15 protein-coding genes are annotated in these 17,360 nt (G+C 58.3%); 9 read left to right on the top strand and 6 right to left on the bottom strand.

All coding sequences use genetic code 11. The features are described from left to right. Positions 1-143 precede the first annotated feature (143 nt). The 4 genes from BW934_RS13015 to BW934_RS13005 all read left to right on the top strand — a co-directional run bounded on the left by BW934_RS13015 (position 144) and on the right by BW934_RS13005 (position 3,103). Positions 144-380 carry a hypothetical protein gene (locus BW934_RS13015; protein ID WP_076348821.1) on the top strand — a complete coding sequence of 79 codons (237 nt, stop codon included), beginning with the start codon at positions 144-146 and terminating at the stop codon, positions 378-380. A 128-nt stretch (positions 381-508) separates the two neighbouring features. After that, complete coding sequence (locus tag BW934_RS13010; RefSeq protein WP_076348819.1) at positions 509-1,756, top strand: hypothetical protein; 1,248 nt, start codon at positions 509-511, stop codon at positions 1,754-1,756. Next, positions 1,753-1,932, top strand: a complete 180-nt coding sequence (locus tag BW934_RS15015; RefSeq protein WP_159437321.1) for a hypothetical protein — start codon at positions 1,753-1,755, stop codon at positions 1,930-1,932. Before BW934_RS13010 ends, BW934_RS15015 begins: the two co-directional genes overlap by 4 nt. Beyond that, positions 1,898-3,103 carry an FtsK/SpoIIIE domain-containing protein gene (locus BW934_RS13005; protein WP_076348817.1) on the top strand — a complete coding sequence of 402 codons (1,206 nt, stop codon included), beginning with the start codon at positions 1,898-1,900 and terminating at the stop codon, positions 3,101-3,103. The genes BW934_RS15015 and BW934_RS13005 overlap by 35 nt, the downstream gene beginning before the upstream one ends. A gap of 395 nt (positions 3,104-3,498) precedes the next feature. On the opposite strand, the gene BW934_RS12995 is transcribed toward BW934_RS13005, so the two are convergent. The 4 genes from BW934_RS12995 to BW934_RS12980 form a co-directional block, all read right to left on the bottom strand. Then, positions 3,499-5,898 carry a beta strand repeat-containing protein gene (locus BW934_RS12995; protein ID WP_143232660.1) on the bottom strand — a complete coding sequence of 800 codons (2,400 nt, stop codon included), beginning with the start codon at positions 5,896-5,898 and terminating at the stop codon, positions 3,499-3,501. Positions 5,899-6,087: 189 nt separating this feature from the next. Then, a complete protein-coding gene (locus BW934_RS12990) occupies positions 6,088-6,834 on the bottom strand; it encodes a hypothetical protein (protein WP_076348811.1) in 747 nt (248 codons plus the stop codon). Next, positions 6,831-7,706 (bottom strand): tyrosine-type recombinase/integrase, encoded by an 876-nt coding sequence (locus BW934_RS12985; protein WP_076348809.1) that lies wholly within the window; start codon positions 7,704-7,706, stop codon positions 6,831-6,833. Before BW934_RS12985 ends, BW934_RS12990 begins: the two co-directional genes overlap by 4 nt. Before the next feature lie 230 nt (positions 7,707-7,936). Next, positions 7,937-8,899 carry a helix-turn-helix transcriptional regulator gene (locus BW934_RS12980; protein WP_084182609.1) on the bottom strand — a complete coding sequence of 321 codons (963 nt, stop codon included), beginning with the start codon at positions 8,897-8,899 and terminating at the stop codon, positions 7,937-7,939. A gap of 342 nt (positions 8,900-9,241) precedes the next feature. Here BW934_RS12980 and BW934_RS12975 point away from each other — a divergent pair, with 342 nt between their 5' ends. The 4 genes from BW934_RS12975 (at position 9,242) to BW934_RS12965 (ending at position 12,191) form a co-directional block, all read left to right on the top strand. Further along, entirely contained in the window at positions 9,242-9,478 is a 237-nt protein-coding gene (locus BW934_RS12975; protein ID WP_076348807.1) for a hypothetical protein, read from the top strand. Between the two features lie 124 nt (positions 9,479-9,602). Further along, entirely contained in the window at positions 9,603-10,850 is a 1,248-nt protein-coding gene (locus BW934_RS12970) for a hypothetical protein (RefSeq protein ID WP_076348805.1), read from the top strand. Then, positions 10,847-11,020, top strand: a complete 174-nt coding sequence (locus BW934_RS15010) for a hypothetical protein (protein WP_159437320.1) — start codon at positions 10,847-10,849, stop codon at positions 11,018-11,020. Before BW934_RS12970 ends, BW934_RS15010 begins: the two co-directional genes overlap by 4 nt. Further along, on the top strand, positions 10,986-12,191 hold the full coding sequence (locus tag BW934_RS12965; protein WP_159437319.1) for a helicase HerA domain-containing protein: 1,206 nt from the start codon (positions 10,986-10,988) through the stop codon (positions 12,189-12,191). The genes BW934_RS15010 and BW934_RS12965 overlap by 35 nt, the downstream gene beginning before the upstream one ends. A gap of 95 nt (positions 12,192-12,286) precedes the next feature. Here BW934_RS12965 and BW934_RS12960 read toward each other — a convergent pair whose 3' ends face one another. After that, positions 12,287-15,022 (bottom strand): beta strand repeat-containing protein, encoded by a 2,736-nt coding sequence (locus tag BW934_RS12960; RefSeq protein ID WP_076348801.1) that lies wholly within the window; start codon positions 15,020-15,022, stop codon positions 12,287-12,289. A 599-nt stretch (positions 15,023-15,621) separates the two neighbouring features. Between BW934_RS12960 and BW934_RS12955 the strand changes: the two genes are divergently transcribed. After that, positions 15,622-16,296, top strand: coding sequence for an IMPACT family protein (locus BW934_RS12955; RefSeq protein ID WP_076348799.1), 675 nt, complete (start codon positions 15,622-15,624; stop codon positions 16,294-16,296). Positions 16,297-16,299: 3 nt separating this feature from the next. On the opposite strand, the gene BW934_RS12950 is transcribed toward BW934_RS12955, so the two are convergent. Beyond that, a complete protein-coding gene (locus BW934_RS12950) occupies positions 16,300-16,851 on the bottom strand; it encodes a hypothetical protein (RefSeq protein WP_076348797.1) in 552 nt (183 codons plus the stop codon). Positions 16,852-17,360: the final 509 nt, after the last annotated feature.

Here is a 17,360-nt window from a genome sequence, read left to right as displayed (position 1 = left end):
ATAATCGTAAACACGAAATGTGTTTTTAATTACCCTTCATGCATAACAGAGAAAATATCCTGTTGATCTCAGCGAAGAGGAGATCTATACTCTTCTCATCCGAGTTATCCACCATTTTCACACAAAGAAAGGGTGTCGAGCACATGATTACTTTCGAGGGCCTGGTACAAGACGTCTCCTTGTCGAAGGATGGCACCAAGAAGTACGTGGAGGTTGCCGACCGGGAGCACTTCGTGACGTACCGCGTCCAGGTGCCGGTGGACGCGCAGCTTGCGCGGGGCGAAATCACGCAGCTGGAAGTCGTGCGCATCCGCGCGTTTAACGGGCAGGTCAGCCTCGAGGCGCACCCCATGGCTGCGAAAGTCACCGCCAAGCCTTAAATCGCAAGGCCCGGGCGGCGAGCGCGCGGACCCCAAGGGGAGCGCGCCGTCGCCCGGCAGGGTGGGGGGGTGCTAGTAACACCCCACTCGCAAAATCCCTTCGGGAACCGAAAGGAGGGGAGGAACATGTGCAACTCGCCAATGTGGACACGCTCATAGGGCACATCCACGTCGCGCGATGGCTCGAGCGCTGCAGTACATTTTTGCGGGATTTGGCCTCGGTGGAAGCCGAATCGCCATTCGAGCCCGTGCGGATGATGTATCGGGGGTTGGACGTGCAGACCTATCCGGATCGGACCACGACGCACTGGCACGCGTTCAAGGTCTGGCTACCGACCGGGGGCATGCAAAACGTCTCACTCGAGTTTCGCATCTACGACAGACCGCTGAAAGAGGCGTCCAACCAGTGGCCGATCGAGGTCATCTACCGGAGCGCACCGCTTTGGACCGTACCATTCGGGGAGCTATGGCACGAAACGCTTCGCACCTTGACAACGCTAGCGGATGAACCAGTTCCTGCGGAGGACATTCTGACCCGAGTTTCTCGTGTGGACATTGCCATCGATACCGATGAGCTTCAGTTCGAGGAAAAAGACCGCGATCGCCTGGTGACAAGAGCCAAACACCAAAGCCAATACATAGACACCTACGCATGGGATGACGAGGAAACTGAAAGCGTAGACGAAAACGAAGAGACCCTGGACCAGGCCATGTACCACCAAGGCGACCGTTTCACAGGCTTCACATTCGTAAAAGGCAAAATCCTATGCCGAATCTATAACAAGTGGTGGGAGATTGCAAGGAGCGCCTCCTACAAGCAGGACAAGCGATTCTTCGCCGAGCTCTGGCAGAAGGCTGGCTGGGACCTCACCAAAGATGTTTGGCGAATCGAGTTCCAACTCCGGCGGGAGGCCTTACACGAGTTCCAGGTGCTCGAAAGCAATCTTCGTTTCGCGAAGCTTAGCATTCCAGAGGTCTTAGCCAACGCGCCGTCGCTACTTACGTATCTCATGCAGGACTGGATTTCGCTTCGCACCCCCACAGGGAGCGCAAATCGCGCCAAGTGGCCGATGGACCCAGCCTGGCAAAAGCTCGTGGACACCATCCAGATGAGCTATGGCGTGAGCGAACGCCATCCGCTGGAGCCACAACTCAATCCTTACCAGCTGGCAAAGGTGATTAAGGGCTACTTGACCGCCTTTGCCGTGGCCGTCGGCGAGTCCTCAAGCCAAGGCTTGATGGCCAAGCTGCCTCGGTTGCTCGCGCGATACCTAGAAATAGCTCCGCAAGATTTGGAACACACGCTTGACGCTGAGATTACGCGAAAGGCGTTGCTGCAGGGCGTTCAGACACTCGAGGAGGTGGCTTGTTCATGAGGGTTCGACCCTACATTCCCTACCTACAAAACGCAGCGATCCTTGTCGTCGCGTGCGCGATCACGGCGCTCGTCTTTCAAATCCCTGCCGTGGACCACGTGACCCGCCACATCCAAATCTTCGTCCGGGAGGTTATGCACCATGACGCGTTTATCTCGCCATTTTCTCCTCGCTGACGGTCTCTACGTTCTGATTCTCTTCTGGGTGGTCCGGGCGGAGTTCCGCCCCCACCCCTGGTTTGTGGGGATGTTTCTCGTGCTCGCGCTCCTGTTTCGCGTCGGACTCGGAGGCACGAACCTCGAGGAGGAGTACAACCCGCTCCTCTTTGCGTTCTGGTCGTGGGTTCGAGATCCGCTGGCCAACGCTTATCTCGCACTCGCACAAGCAAACGGCACCCCGGAACCTGCAGGTCTTGTGCGCCTCGGCCGCCTGAAACGCCGCGGTCGAGCGCTCGTCGGCCTCTACCGCTTGCCGCCTGGCGAGTCGTTTACTTCCCTTCGCGAGAAAGAACGCGAACTCGCAAGCGCCTTGGGCGAGAACCTGCAGATCACCCAAACCGCATGGCCTGGATGCGTGGAGATTGCACGATTTCCGGCACTACCGCGCAACGTCTCGCTTCGCGACGCGTTGCCCGCATTTAAGCAGAACACCGAAGGCCTCTCGTGGTGCCTCGGCGAAGGCGTGCAAGGCCCGGTGCTCGCACCGCTCCGGCAATACCCGCACCTTCTGATTGCAGGTGCGACCGGCGGCGGGAAGACGAACGCGCTCAAAGTAATTGCGGAGACACTCAAATTCCAACGCCCCGACGCCACCGTGGTGATCGCGGACTTGAAAGGCGGCTACGACTACAAGCCACTTCTCGACACGGTGGATGAGGTGATTCGCGACTTGCCGAGACTCCACGCTTGGATGCAGACACTGGTCACGACACTCGCGGAACGGGAACAAGAAGCGTGGGAACGCGGCACCACGTGCTTCACACCATGCGTCACGCTGATCGACGAATTCGCCACCATCACGTCTACGGCAAACAGCAAGGTGGACAAAGAGACCGCCGAGATAGCGAAAGCGATTCTCATGATGGTGAACACGATACTCCAGAAAGGTCGGAGCCTAGGGCTGCACCTAGTCATTGCAACTCAACGCCCGGACGCAGACACTATCCCGGGCACCTTAAGGGCGAACATGGACGCGCTTCTCACGTTTCATGTCACAACGCAAGTGCAATCTGCTGTGGTCCTAGGCCCAGGACACAATGAGGCATTTGAGCTTCCACCGATTCCAGGGCGAGCATTAGTGTCTCTCGGAGGGCAACTGGAACACGTGCAAATGCATCTGTGGCGCTAATGACTTTCCACTCCTCCCCGCACCTGATGTCGCATAGACAGAAAAGAAAGCCGGCAGCCCAACAAAGGACTGTCGGCTTTCTGTCTTCGGAAAACCTCTTAGAGATTCTCCGAGTTCGAGGTGATTCCATTCACCGTCACGGTGATGCTGTCCGTGTCGGTGCTGGAGCTCTCATAGATGGTCAAGGTATATTGACCATTCGTACCACCGCTAATGGAGTAATCACCAGCCGAGGTACCGGAGCTCAAAGTGCTTTCGCTCGTGGTGTCCGTCACCGTAAAGTTGCTGGCCGTAAGCCCCGTGACCGGGTTACCCGCAGCATTCAACACCGTGACAGTCGCCGTGTAGGTGTACGGAGCTGTCGAACCACCTTCAGTGAACGATCCTAGTTGGACTCAGCCCTGGCCGCCAACTTGAACATTACCCACCACCGTCGACGGCGCACTGCTAACTTCCTTCGATGTGCCAATCTCCAGCACCGTGCCGCCCGTTGTCGCACCATACGTGGTATACAGGTTCACTGTGGTGCTGCTCGTGCTTGTAGAGTAGGCCGGCGAATAAGCCAGTCCACTCGACGCTGCGTAGTACGGCACGTTTGCATAGCCGAACGTCAGCGACACATCACCCTGGGCGTTGGTCGTGACGTACATGGTGCTGTTGGCCGTAGTCGAGCTGGAGGAGTTTTGACCAGCCTGCCAGCTTACGACACCCGGGATCGACACCGAGGCATATCCAGCAGGAGACGAAACCTTAGCGGTACTACCGCTGTTGAACGCCGAGTTCAGATAGATCGGCGTGTAGTAGTTGGTGCCACCGATATTCGTCTGCAGCACCGTACCGTTGACCGCCGTAATCCACAGGCTACCCGTTGTGCCAAGGTCGGCGACCTCATCAGCAAGAACTACCGGCACGGATTGGTTCGCGACCGGGTTGCCATTGGTGTCAAACACCTCAAACTGCAACGTACCGCTACCGAGACCCTGTGTGCCCAGGTTCACGCTGAACGGATTCGCATACCCGACATACGCAGGCGTCTGCGGACCCGCCACGAACGAAGCCGTCGCCTTCGCGCTGCCGCTCGTGATCGTCACCTGACCGGCACCGCTCACCGTGAAGCCAAAGACCGGCGTGGTGGTTGTGAGATTGCTAATGGCCACACCGTTCACAACCCATGTATAGCCCGTGCCACTGGTGTAGGTAGCTGTGAGTTGCACCGTCGCACCTGCAGCCGTTGCGCTCGTCGGCAGGGTTGCAGACGAGGCATTCCACTGGCTTGCCGTGGCTGTGCCTTTGCCATTGTCGAAGTACAGGCTACCCAGCGTCTGGCCGCTTGCCAACTGGAGCGTATACGTCACCGAAGCATTCGTGACCACCGCGTCCGTAGAAGAAGACGTGCTCGAAAGCGGCGACACATACACCGGCGTACCCGTGCTGACACCGGAGATGTTCGTCACATTCGCAGCCTGATAGCTGTTTGTAGAGCTGTTATAGCTCGGTGCAGCACCGCTCACTGCGAGACCCACCACAGAAGTCGTCGTGCTCGACGCAGGTGCCTGATAGTTAATCGTCGTCGACACGGTGTTGGAGCCCGACACGGCGTAGACCGTGAAGTTACCGGTGTAGTAAGAATTCACATACACCGTCGCCTGGCCGCTGCTGTTGGTGTAGGTGATGTATTCCTCATAAGAGTCCGTAGGTGCACCTGTGCCGGGGTTCGAGCCAATCGCCGCACCCTGGCTGTTCACGAAGTGGGCTTGTTGCCCATTGGAGCCACCCGCCAAATAGAAGGTGACCTGCTGATTCGCCGAAGCCCCCGGAATCGTCACCGTCACCGGCACAAGACCCTGAGTAATGTTCGAAGCCGTGGATACCGTCGGGCTCGTGTTACCCGCCACAATCACCGGGTTGTTGTTGGCAAGCGTCAGATAGATGGTCTGCGACGAACCCGCATACTGACCCGTGCCGGCAATCGTGAGCGTGTACGCGCCCTGGCCCGTCACGACAAACGTCGCCATACCATTCGCGTCGGTCGTCACCTGTGCGGTGTACGTCCCGCTCGAGCCAGCAGTCACCGTCACATAGCTGTTGTTCTGCTCCACCGTCGGCACGCTACCACCGGAGAACGTCAGGCTCACCGGCGCATTCGGAACCGGGTTGCCATTCGCATCCGCGAGCTGCAGCGAGACCGTCGCGGTGTCACCCGTCGTGTTCAGGTACGGATTCGCAGCCGTGCCATTGCCCATGGTCACACCCGTGACCTTCACAGCGAGGCCAGGCTGAGCACTGTACACTTGAAGACCTGTCTGACCGCTGAACTTACCGTTAATGTTCAGCGCGTTCAGGATGTTGCTCACGTAGAAGATCGGCATGTAGGTCGTGACCTGCGCATTCGGGCCGCCAGCCGGATCCTTTGCAACCTGCGTGTTGAACATCTTAATCGGGGTACCGTTCAGCGTCACGGTCGTGTTACCCGTGCCCACGCCGCCTGCAACACTGACAGAGGAAGCGTTGACGTTGGCATCGGTCAGGGCCCATGTGTGTGTCACACCGTTCCAGGTTGCCTGGATGCCGAGCTTCGCAAGCGCCTCGTCGAAGTAATAGATCGGGAAGAACCCGGTCTGGTTACCGGAATCGACCCCCACCATCTCATACGGGATCGCGATAATTTGCCCATTCACCGTAATCGGCAATGGATTCCCCTGCGTCAAACCGGACGACGTGTCCGCAAACGCCACAGGGCTAATCGCACCCAGAACAATCGCAGCTGAAGCAATGCCACTCAGTGTGCGTTTCAAGTCCCCTTGACGATCACCCAGTTCCATCCACACCCCGGATCGGCAACCCTTGTCCCCTCGATCTTCTCGATCCCTTCCAAATCCTAATCTTGACGCATGCTTGCAAGCAGCAAGCTTGCAACGCCCTTGCTTGTGACGCGCAAGCTTGCTGAAAGCTTTCACGCTTCATCCTTTTCAAGTCCCAAAACGTCAGGAAGTTCGTTCCTGTTTGCGACCGGTGAGCAGACGATGGATCACCTCGTCGTAGCCGTGCTTGCGCAGAAACTCGATGATCGCCGCCTCCAGGATCTCGCGCTGCGACATCCGCCACGCCTGGCTCGCAGCGCGCAACAGTCGGTCAAGCTCTACCGAGATGTGGAGGCTCTTCACCACGGAGAACCCAGGGATGGTGTAGCGCGGTACGTCCGTCGCGCCCCGCTCCGTGTGCAAGAGCAGCCGCTCCAGTTTCGCCCGATGTTTCACCAGCATCCCGAGAAGCTCGAGCGCATCCCCAAGCGGCAATGAAACAGACTCGCTCTCACTCGACACAGTCTCCCGGGGAAGGTCGGGTTCGACCGACGGAGACGTGGTGTCTTGTGTACGTTCTTGTGCGACGTAGTTGCGCGCCGTGTTCGACCACAGGTATCCGTGCGACTGCATGTACTGCGCCATCTCGAAAGCACTCGCAAACCCAAGCGCCTCGGCGATCCGCTTGGGATCGCCGTAGGGTTCGGCCTGAAACGCCTCGATGACCCGCGCCACCTTGGGACTGCGTCGCCTCTTCTTGGGCTCCACCCGTTCAACATATGTTGCCTGCTCGTCACTCCACCGATACCCACGGCGCATCATGAACTGGTCCAAGTACCGACGCGCCTTGTACCCGTACATCCGGGCGATCTCGTCCCGCGTCTTTCCGTCCGCGAGGTGTTGGAATACGTCTTCTGGGCGAAACGTCATGGCTGCACCTCCTCGAACGAGAGCGTCTGCACCGCCTGTTGCAAATCCTCCCGAGTCGCGTGCGTGTACACCGACGTGACCGTGGGCGAACTATGGCCGAGGAGCTTTTGCACAAGGATTAAGTGCACGCCTTGGCGAATGAGGTTCGAGGCAAAGCTGTGTCGGAACGTGTGCGCCGTGACGTACCGTCGATACCCAAGCGCTTGGCTTGTCTGCTTGAGCACGCGGTTGATGTGCGTCGGCGACAGGCCGCCCGTCGAAGGCGTCGCAAAGAACCGCTCGTGCGGTTTCGCGTGTGCCCGATGCTGTTCGACATAGTTAGAAAGGATCGTTCTCAGTGGCCCACACATCGGGACTTCGCGCGGCTTGTCGCCCTTGCCGTGCTCCACGCGGAGGACGCCTTCCTCGAAATCGACGTCGTCCATGCGAAGAAAGATGATTTCCGCAATGCGAAGTCCCGTGTAGGCCATGGTCCAGGCCGCCGCTTGAACGTGCGGATGGGGAATGTGATGGATGAACCGCGCAAGCTCGTGCGCAGGGAGCGCGTACCGCTCCTTCTGTACGGTGCGCTTGGCTTCGAGCATCTCCGCCGGGTTCGAGCTCACGATGCCCTGGCGCACGAGGTACTTGAAAAAAGAGCGCAGCGCATACAACCGCCGATTGAGGGTCGTGGCCTGTCCTGGACTTGCCTCGAGATACGCGCGCAGGTCCTCGACGGTTGTCTCCTCCACCGACCAGGGCAAGTTGTGGCGCGCGGCGTAGAAGGCCGCGAACCGTCGTAAGTCACTCTGGTACCCGATAACCGTCTTCCGACTCCGCCCCTGGCGCACAAGATGCGCCCCAAACGCCGTGATGGCTTCCTCCCCCAACATGCTCTCGCCTCCACAGGCCGCCCGGTCCCGGGCTTGGCACCCAGGCCGCGGTTCGGCGCGAATTTCCCGCCTTGCGCGCAGACCCCGCGCACAAGGGGGCATTCGGCCTAATCGCCAAAAAGGCCATGCGCCGCCCCCGTCAAGGCTGCGAAGCACCGCGAAGCGGCTTGGCCTTGACAGGGGGCAAAAGCGCATGGCCTAGCATGGACTGGGCCGAAAGCCCCCGGGATTCAGGGAGCCTCCGGATCGCCGACCTCCACCGCCGGGGTATCGTCGGGAGCCTCAGAGGCGGGCTTGGACTCGAGCATGCGGCGAAACTTCTGGAGGGTCTCTTGCATCTCCTGTCGCAGACGATGATAGACCACGCCTTGTTGGAGAACCGCTTTGCGCTCGACAGGACTCCACGCTTCAAACCCAGGCGCTGTGAGAGGGACGAGACGAGACGGGTTGGCCTTGCAGATGGTGATGACTTCACAGACTAAGAGATTCGGATCATCGACGAGCCAAGATAAGAGCGCGCGTCGAGGGTCAATGCCCCATTCAAACAGTTGCATCGTATCCCGTGGAAGGTCGAGCAGCGTCATGAGGGTCGATTCGACACTCGTGAGTTCCTTCCCATGCGGTGCCCGCACAAACGCAAACTCGCCTGCTTGGGTCGTTCGGTCGACCACATACACCAGCTGTCCGGGTATCAATGCTTTGAGATCGGTCGCCGGCGTAATGATGGCGACATCCTCCGTGGTGAACCCAAACCAGCGCAAGTTCGGTTTCACGCTCACCGCCAAGACCGCGTTGGAAGGATGCAAGACGCTTCGCAACAGGCCGAGATAGTCGGCAGCTGACTTTTCGCGTTGCTGAATCGCGTCCAATAGGGCATCCTCCGCCTCATACTCCTCTTCCTTCTCCGGCGGAAGCTGAATCAAGTTCATGTACTTCCCGACGACTTCCGGCCCCAATAACTGCACCGCAAAACGCGGACCCTGGGGCAGTTTCGACGCCAACTGGATGACCAGCTTGGCACTCAGGTTCCGTTTCCGATTCTCAATGGCGTTGTAGTAGGAAAGCGAAAGCCCGAGAAAGTCGGCCATCTCTTTTTGGGTCATCTCCATCTCGGTTCGCTTCTCGATGAGCCAACTCACAAACTGTTGGAGCTTATCTTCGGGCACCAGCGCATCCGGAGAAAGCCTCGGCATTCCGTCCCCCCCTTTTGAATCCGGTGTTATGTGAGAATCCCGATCTATCCATCAGGATGAACAAGCCACTAAGAAGAATTCCCTGGGGCCCAATCACTTTTTCACTATACACGGCATATGTGAAGCCGTCCACGTAGTAAAATGCGCAAAGTGCATGTTACCACCGCACGTTACCACCTAGATACCCTCTTTACGCTCACAATTGTACACACGAAATGTGTTTTTATTTGCCCTTCATGTATAACAACAAAAACATCTTGTTGATCCGAACGAAAAGAGGATTTATACTCTTCTCATCCGAGTTATCCACCATCTTCACACATAGAAAGGGTGTCGAGCGTCATGATTACATTCGAGGGATTGGTCCAAGACGTGTCGATGTCAAAGGATGGAACGAAGAAGTACGCGGAGGTGGCCGACCGGGAGCACTTCGTCACGTACCGGGTGCAGGTGCCGGTCGAGGCGCAGCTGTCGCGGGGCGAGATCACGCAGCTGGAGGTCGTTCGCATCCGGGCGTTCAACGGGCAGATCAGCCTGGAGGCGCAGCCGTTGACGGCGAAGGTCACTGCCAAGCCCTAATTCGCAGACCCGGGCGGCTGGCGCGCGGACCCCAAGGGGAGCGCGCCGTCGCCCGGTAGGGTGGGGGTCCAGTAACACCCCACTCGCAAAATCCCTTCGGGAACCGAAAGGAGGGGAAGAACATGTGCAACTCGCCAATGTGGACACACTCGTAGGTCACGTGTACGTCGCGCGATGGCTCGAGCGCTACAGCACGTTCTTGCGCGACTTGGCCTCGGTGGAAGCAGGGTCGCCCTTTGAGCCCGTGCGGATGACGTATCGGGGCTTGGACTTGCAGACGTACCCAGAGCGGACGACGACGCACTGGCACGCGTTTAAGGTGTGGCTACCGACTGGGGGTACACAGAACGTCGCGCTGGAATTCCGCATCTATGACAAACCGCTCAAGGAAGCGTCGAACCAGTGGCCGATGGAAGTCATCTACCGGAGCGCACCGCTTTGGACCGTGCCCTTTGTGGAACTTTGGAACGAAACCCTTCGTACCTTGACAACCCTAGCGGATGAACCGATTCCCGACGAGGACATCTTGACGCGTGTGTCTCGTGTGGACATTGCGGTAGATACGGATGAACTACAGTTTGAGGAGAAAGACCGCGATCGCCTGGTGACAAGGGCCAAACACCAAAGCCAATACATAGACACCTACGCATGGGATGACGATGAAACCGAAAACGTAGACGAAAACGAAGAGGCCATTGACCAGGCCACATACCACCAAGGCGACCGGTTCACAGGCTTTACGTTCGGAAAAGGCAAAATCCTATGCCGAATCTATAACAAGTGGTGGGAGATTGCAAGAAACACATCCTATAAGCAGGACAAACGGTTCTTCGCGGAGCTATGGCAACAGGCTGGTTGGGATTTGACTCGAGACGTGTGGCGAATCGAGTTCCAACTCCGCCGAGAGGCGTTGCACGAGTTCCAGGTGCCCGAGACCGACCTTCGTTTCGCGAAGCTTAGCATTCCTGAGGTCGTGACCCATGCGCCGTCTCTTCTCACGTATCTCATGCAGGACTGGATTTCCCTGCGCACCCCGACGCGGAGCGCGAATCGCGCGAAATGGCCCGTAGACCCCGTGTGGCAAAAGCTCGTCGACACCGTGAAGGTGTGCTATGGCGTGAGTGAGCGCCATCCGCTGGAGCCACAACTCAACCCGTACCAGCTGGCGAAGGTGATGAAGGGGTATTTGACGGCGTTTGCCGTGGCAGTCGGGGAATCCTCGAGTCGGGATCTGATGGACAAGCTGCCCCGGCTGCTCGCGCGGTACTTGGAAATGGACCCACAGGATTTCTGGCACACCCTCGACGCCGAGATTACACGAAAAGCGCTGCTGCAGGGCGTTCAGACACTCGAGGAGGTCGCTTGTTCATGAAAGCCTATGTGCCCTATCTACAAAACGCGGTGATGCTCGTCGTCGCATGCATGATTGCGGCGCTGGTGATCCAAATCCCCGCCGTGGACCATGCCGCACATCACATTCAAATCTTCATTCGGGAGGTCGTACACCATGAGGCGTTTATCCCGACATTTTCTACTCGCTGATGGACTTTACGCTTTCATTCTCGCTTGGGTGGCATGGGCGGACTTCCGCCCCCACCCCTGGTTTGTGGGGATGTTTCTTGGGCTCGCGCTCTTCTTCCGCCTCGGCCTAGGCGGGACGAATCTCGAGGAAGAGTACAACCCGCTCCTTTTCGCGTTCTGGTCTTCGTTCCGAGACCCGCTGGCAAACGCGTATCTTGCACTCGCACAGGCATCCGGGAACCCGGAGCCCGCAAGCCTTGTACGTCTCGGTCGCCTGAAACGCCGCGGCCGAGCGCTCGTCGGTCTCTACCGCTTGCCGCCCGGCGAGTCGTTTGCTTCCCTTCGCGAGAAGGAACGCGAACTCGCGAGCGCCTTGGGGGAAGAGGTGCAGATCACCCAGACCGCATGGCCGGGATGCGTGGAAATTGCGAGGTTCCCCGCACTACCGCGCACCGTCTCGCTTCGTGACGTGCTGCCCGTCATCCGGCAAGCAAACGAATTCTCCTGGTGTCTTGGTGAAGGCGTGCAAGGCCCGGTGCTCGCACCGCTCCGACAGTACCCGCACCTTCTCGTTGCAGGCGCCACCGGCGGCGGGAAGACGAACGCCCTCAAAGTGATTGCAGAAACGCTCAAGGTGCAACGCCCCGACGCCACCGTGGTGATTGCGGATCTCAAAGGCGGTTATGACTACAAGCCGCTCCTAGATACGGTGGACGAGGTGATTCGAGACCTGCCACGACTCCATGCTTGGATGCAGACACTGGTCACAACACTCTCGGAACGGGAACAAGAAGCGTGGGAACGTGGCACAACGCGCTTCACACCTTGCGTCACGCTGATCGACGAATTCGCCACGGTCACGTCTACCGCCAACAGTAAGGCGGACAAGGAGGCTGCGGAGATGGCGAAAGCAATTCTGGCGATGGTGAACACGATTCTCCAGAAAGGCAGGAGTCTGGGGCTTCATCTGGTGATTGCGACCCAACGCCCGGACGCGGACACCATCCCTGGCACCTTGCGCGCGAACATGGACGCTCTTCTCACGTTCCACGTCACAACCCAGGTGCAATCCGGTGTGGTGTTGGGAACGGGACACGATGAAGCATTTGAACTGCCGCCCATTCCGGGAAGAGCACTGGTATCCCTAGGAGGGCAATTGGAGCAGGTGCAAATGTATCGGTGGAACAAATGACTTTCTACTCCTTCTCGCACCTGATGTCGCATAGACAGAAAAGAAAGCCGCCAGCCCAACAGGGGACTGTCGGCTTTCTATCTTCGGAAAACCTCTTAGAGATTCTCCGAGTTCGAGGTGATTCCATTCACCGTCACGGTGATGCTATCCGTGTTGGTGCTGGAGCTCTCGTAGATGGTCAACGTGTATTGACCATTCGTACCACCGCTAATGGAGTAGTCACCAGCCGAGGTACCGGCGCTCAAGGTACTGTTCGCGGTGGTGTCCTTTACCGTAAAGTTGGATGCTGTAAGCCCCGTGACCGGGTTACCCGCGGAGTTCAACACTGTGACAGTAGCCGTATAGGTATACGGGGATGTCGAACCACTTTCAGCGAACGTACCGAGTTGGACAGTCCCCGGTCCGCCAACCTGAACATTTCCGACCACCGTCGAAAGTGCCGAGCCAGACAACTCGTTCGCGGTACCGATCTGAAGAAGTGTGCCTCCCGTGGTCGCACCATAGGTGGTATACAGATTCACCGTGGTGCTCGTCACACTCGGAGCATTATAGGTCGGCGAATAGGCCAAACCGGAACCCGTGTAATACGGCACGTTACCATAGCCAAACGTCAGCGACACATCACCCTGCGCGTTGGTCGTGACGTACATTGTGCTGTTGGCCGTAGACGAGCTGGAGGAGTTTTGTCCAGCCTGCCAGCTTACAACACCTGGGATCGACACGGAGGTATATCCAGCGGGCGATACAGACCCAGAAACGACCGTTCCTGTGCTGTTCTTGTTGAACGCCGAGTTGAGATAGATCGGCGTGTAATAGTTGCTGCCTCCGATATTCGTCTGCAGTACCGTACCGTTGACCGCCGTGATCCACAAGCCACCCGTCGCCATGAGATCGGACACCTCATCCGCCAGCACTACAGGGACGGACTGGTTCGCGACCGGGTTGCCGTTGGTATCAAACACCTCAAACTGCAACGTACCGCTGCCCAGACCTTGTGTACCCAGGTTCACGCTGTACGGATTCGCATATCCGACGTACGCCGGTGTCTGCGGACCAGCCACAAACGAAGCCGTCGCCTTCGCGCTGCCGCTCGTAATGGTCACTTGGCCAGCACCGCTCACCGTGAAGCCAAAGACAGGTGTGGTGGTAGTGAGACCGTTAATCGTTACACCGTTCACAGCCCAGCTATAGCCGGAACCGCTGGTGTAGGTCGCTGTGAGTTGCACGGTCGCACCTGCAGCCGTCGCGCTCGTCGGCAGGGTTGCGGAAGAAGCTGCCCATGAAGATGCCGTGCCTGTACCTTTGCCATTGTCGAAGTACAGGCTACCCAGCGTTTGCCCGCTTGCCAACTGGAGCGTATACGTCACCGAAGCGTTGGTCACAACCGCATCAGTGGAAGAAGACGTGCTGGAAAGCGGCGACACATACACCGGCGTGCCCGTGCTGACACCGGAGATGTTGGTCACATTCGCAGCTACGTAATCGCTGTTGGTGCTATTGTAGCTCGGAGCAGCACCACTGACCGAGAGACCCGCCACAGAGGTCGTCGAGCTCGACGCAGGCGCCTGATAGTCAATCGTCGTCGACACAGTCTGCTGGCTGGAGCCGGAGCCCGTCACTGCATAGACCGTATAGTTGCCGGCGTAGTACGAATTGACATACACCGTCGCCTGACCGCTGCTGTTCGTGTAGGCGATGTACTCCTCATAAGATCCCGTAGGCGCACCTGTGGCGGGGCTCGAGCCAATCGCCGCACCTTGGCTGTTCACGAAGTGGGCTTGTTGCCCAGAAGAACCAGAGGCAGGTGCCAAGTAGAAGGTTACTTGCTGATTCGCCGACGCGCCCGGAACGGTCACCGTCACCGGCACAAGACCCTGCGTAATGTTCGAAGCCGTCGACACCGTCGGGCTCGTGTTGCCCGCCACAATCACCGGGGTGTTATTGGCAAGCGTCAAATAGATGGTCTGCGACGAACCCGCATACTGACCCGTACCCGCAATCGTGAGCGTGTACGCGCCCTGGCCCGTTACGACAAACGTCGCCGTGCCGTTCGCGTCAGTCGTCACTTGCGCGGTGTACGTACCATTCGAGCCGGCAGTGACCGTCGCATAGCTGTTGTTCTGCTCCACCGTCGGAGCACCGCTACCACCGGAGAACGTCAGGCTGACCGGCGCGTTCGCGACTGGGTTGCCGTTCGCATCCGCCAGCTGCAGCCAGACCGTCGCGGTGTCACCCGTCGTATTCAGATACGGATTCGCAGCCGTGCCATTGCCCGTGGTCACGCCCGAAACCTTGACCGCAAGCCCAGGCTGAGCGCTGTACAGTTGCAGGCCCGTCTGACCGCTAAACTTGCCGTTAATGTTCAGCGCCTGCAGGATGTTGCTCACATAGTAGATCGGCATGTAGGTCGTGACCTGAGCGTTCGGGCCGCCCGCCGGATCCTTCGCAGCTTGGGTATTAAACTCCTTGATCAGGGTGCCATTTAGGGTCACCTGCGTGTTACCCGTGCCTACGCCACCCGCAACTTGAACACTCGACGGATTGGTGATGTTGGAATCCGTCAGCGCCCACACGTGGGTGGTGCCATTCCAAGTCGCCTGGATACCCAGTTTCGCAAGCGCCTCGTCGAAATAGTAGATTGGGAAGAATCCCGTCTGGTTGCCGGAATCGACGCCCACCATCTCATACGGAACGGCGATAATCTGACCGTTCACCGTGATGGGTAGCGCGTTGCCTTGTGTCAAACCGGACGACGTGTCCGCGAACGCCACAGGGCTAATCGCACCCAGAACAATCGCAGCTGAAGCAATGCCACTCAGTGTGCGTTTCAAGTCCCCTTCTCCTCCTTACGATTCCAATGGAATCACTAGAACTGAAGTTCGGTGACGAAGGTCACCCTAAACTGGCCATTCGTCACTGCCCCCACGTGCCCGAAGATCCTTTCATAGCCTTACTGCTTCAGCTTAACGCTTTGGAAAGCAGCAAGGTTACCTTCTCTTCGAACCGCAGGAAGACATCCCTCCCTTCAGTGGCTACCTGTACCCATCCCTCTCCTGGCTTTCGCCGCCAGGATTCGACACCACGAGGGTTGTTCTCGGCAATGCGGGCCACTCTAGCAAGTTATGTATCCTAAGACAGTAGCCTCATTGCCGCATTATACGCTTTCTTTCCTTGCAAGTAAAGACCTTGCGAGGAAGAGTGGCGCAGTTTTCGGCATATTCTCGGCATTGAGGTGACATTGTCCTCTCCAAGAAGCCCTCGCCGCCACTCACGCCTACATGGTTCGATTCGCTCTACCTGTTTGTGAGGGTCCGCGAGCTCATGCGCGAAAATTTTGTGGGTTCTTCATCCCTCTGCTCCGCGTTGTGTTGGGCTTTGCCCTTCTGGTACATTGATGTTCGCATGGTGCCACAGGTCTGGAGGGTCTCGGATGTCTTCCTTTTTAACCGTCGCTACAAGGTTCGAGGCCGAGATGGTAGAGAAGAAATCACGATTTCTCGCGGCGGCCGTCCCCGTGCGCACGGAAAGCGACGCGTTGGCCGCTCTAAGCGAGGTCCGTGCAAGGCACCCTGGAGCCAGGCATCACGTGTATGCGTATCGAATGGGCGTTCAGGTTCCGCACGAGCGCTTTTCGGACGACGGCGAGCCAAGCGGCACGGCGGGCAGGCCTGTGCTTGAAGTGATTCGCAGGCAAGGGATCACCAATGTGCTCGTGATTGTCACGCGCTACTTTGGCGGCATTCTGCTCGGCGCGAACGGTCTCGTCCGCGCCTACACTGAAGCGGCAGCTGCTGTCCTGAGCGGCGCGCCGAAGCTTCACTGCTCGCGGATGTGCGACATTCAGGTTACCTGCGGATACGAGCACTACGGCAAGTTGACGCATCTCTTTGAACAGCAGGACCTGCGAATCTATCACCCCGAGTTCGCGGAAAGCGTACGTTTTACGCTCGTCGTCATGGAGGAATCCGTTCCCTCGGTGCTGACACTCTTGTCCGATGCGACGTCTGGCCAGGCGGCTTGCGAGGTGTCGCCCGCGTCTTATGTAGGTGTGACCGACGACGGCGAGCTGGTCCGGGACGTGTGGCCGGAACCCGCAAGCGACTAGCCTTCAGTAACGCGGATAGGCAACCCCGCGCGCACGCTGCAAAATGAGCGCCGAGCGGGCGGCTAAGATGCGCTCGACGACCTTCGGGCGTGCCATTCGGGCGATGAATTCAATGCCCTTCACCATCTCCACCACGGTCTCCTCGGGCCCCACGGGGCGGGTCTTCCGAATCGCGTCGATTCGAAAGTAGCCCTGGGTGCCATCGTTCCGCCCAATGGGCGCGCGCACCCGAATTTGAGCATATGCGAGGCGTTCCACAGGTATGACCACAGGAGAAAAGAGACTCCGATTCAAGTCCTCCTCGCAAGCGCGGCGCAGGTCTTTCCCCGAAATGGCGAAGTGGCGGAGCAAGCCATCCCGGACCCACTGCGCGCGGTGGGGCGCGTAAAACATATCTCCGTTCGACAGAAGGACGAGCGTTCGATTCCCTTGGCAGTAGACCGGCACAAAAGCGACGATCTGAAGGGCGATCTCGCCGATGCGCGGGACATCGGACTCTTCATAGACGGGGACATTGGGGATGGGATGATGCGTGGGCTCCGGCAGGATGATCATACATACATTCCTCCTTCTTAACTTTGATACATAGATACCTACTCTTGCGTGAAGTTTAGCATGGTTGGTGATCATTGTATCTTCGTGGTTAGCGTATCCTGTAGCTATTGTCTTTGTCAATATGGAAGTCTACATTTGTGGAGTTGGCTTCGGATTCCGGGGCACGGGCAGGGCTTCGCCCTTCGGGCTGCAGATCTGCCTGTGCTACGGAATCCTCGCTTCTGGGAGAAGATTGATGGGGGTTGGGTGGCGCTGCGCGAGGGGGAGACGGTTGGAATGCGTGGCGCGGAGGGCTGGCACGGGCTGTTGCTTGGGTGCCCCGACTGGTGCGTCATTCGCCTTTGCGTCGAGGTCCATGGGGGTCTCCTGGCGGGTTGTGAGGGGATGCGGACACGAAAAAAGGCCAGGCATCAACGCCTGACCTTCTCTCCTTCGCCTGGCAACGACCTACCTTCCCAGGAGGCTGCCCTCCCAGTATTCTCGGCGCTGGAGGTCTTCACGTCCGTGTT

The sequence above is a fragment of the Alicyclobacillus vulcanalis genome, from assembly GCF_900156755.1.
GTDB classification, from domain to species: Bacteria; Bacillota; Bacilli; order Alicyclobacillales; family Alicyclobacillaceae; genus Alicyclobacillus; species Alicyclobacillus vulcanalis.
Note: the sequence above shows the minus strand (reverse complement) of the source record. Positions and strands in the feature narration are given on the sequence as shown.

Coding starts and splice junctions, on each gene's coding strand:
- BW934_RS13015 (WP_076348821.1), top strand. CDS start 144: ATGATTACTTTCGAGGGCCTGGTACAAGACGTCTCCTTGTCGAAGGAT.
- BW934_RS15015 (WP_159437321.1), top strand. CDS start 1,753: ATGAGGGTTCGACCCTACATTCCCTACCTACAAAACGCAGCGATCCTT.
- BW934_RS13005 (WP_076348817.1), top strand. CDS start 1,898: ATGACGCGTTTATCTCGCCATTTTCTCCTCGCTGACGGTCTCTACGTT.
- BW934_RS12990 (WP_076348811.1), bottom strand. CDS start 6,834: ATGACGTTTCGCCCAGAAGACGTATTCCAACACCTCGCGGACGGAAAG.
- BW934_RS12985 (WP_076348809.1), bottom strand. CDS start 7,706: ATGTTGGGGGAGGAAGCCATCACGGCGTTTGGGGCGCATCTTGTGCGC.
- BW934_RS12980 (WP_084182609.1), bottom strand. CDS start 8,899: ATGCCGAGGCTTTCTCCGGATGCGCTGGTGCCCGAAGATAAGCTCCAA.
- BW934_RS12975 (WP_076348807.1), top strand. CDS start 9,242: ATGATTACATTCGAGGGATTGGTCCAAGACGTGTCGATGTCAAAGGAT.
- BW934_RS15010 (WP_159437320.1), top strand. CDS start 10,847: ATGAAAGCCTATGTGCCCTATCTACAAAACGCGGTGATGCTCGTCGTC.
- BW934_RS12965 (WP_159437319.1), top strand. CDS start 10,986: ATGAGGCGTTTATCCCGACATTTTCTACTCGCTGATGGACTTTACGCT.
- BW934_RS12955 (WP_076348799.1), top strand. CDS start 15,622: ATGTCTTCCTTTTTAACCGTCGCTACAAGGTTCGAGGCCGAGATGGTA.
- BW934_RS12950 (WP_076348797.1), bottom strand. CDS start 16,851: ATGATCATCCTGCCGGAGCCCACGCATCATCCCATCCCCAATGTCCCC.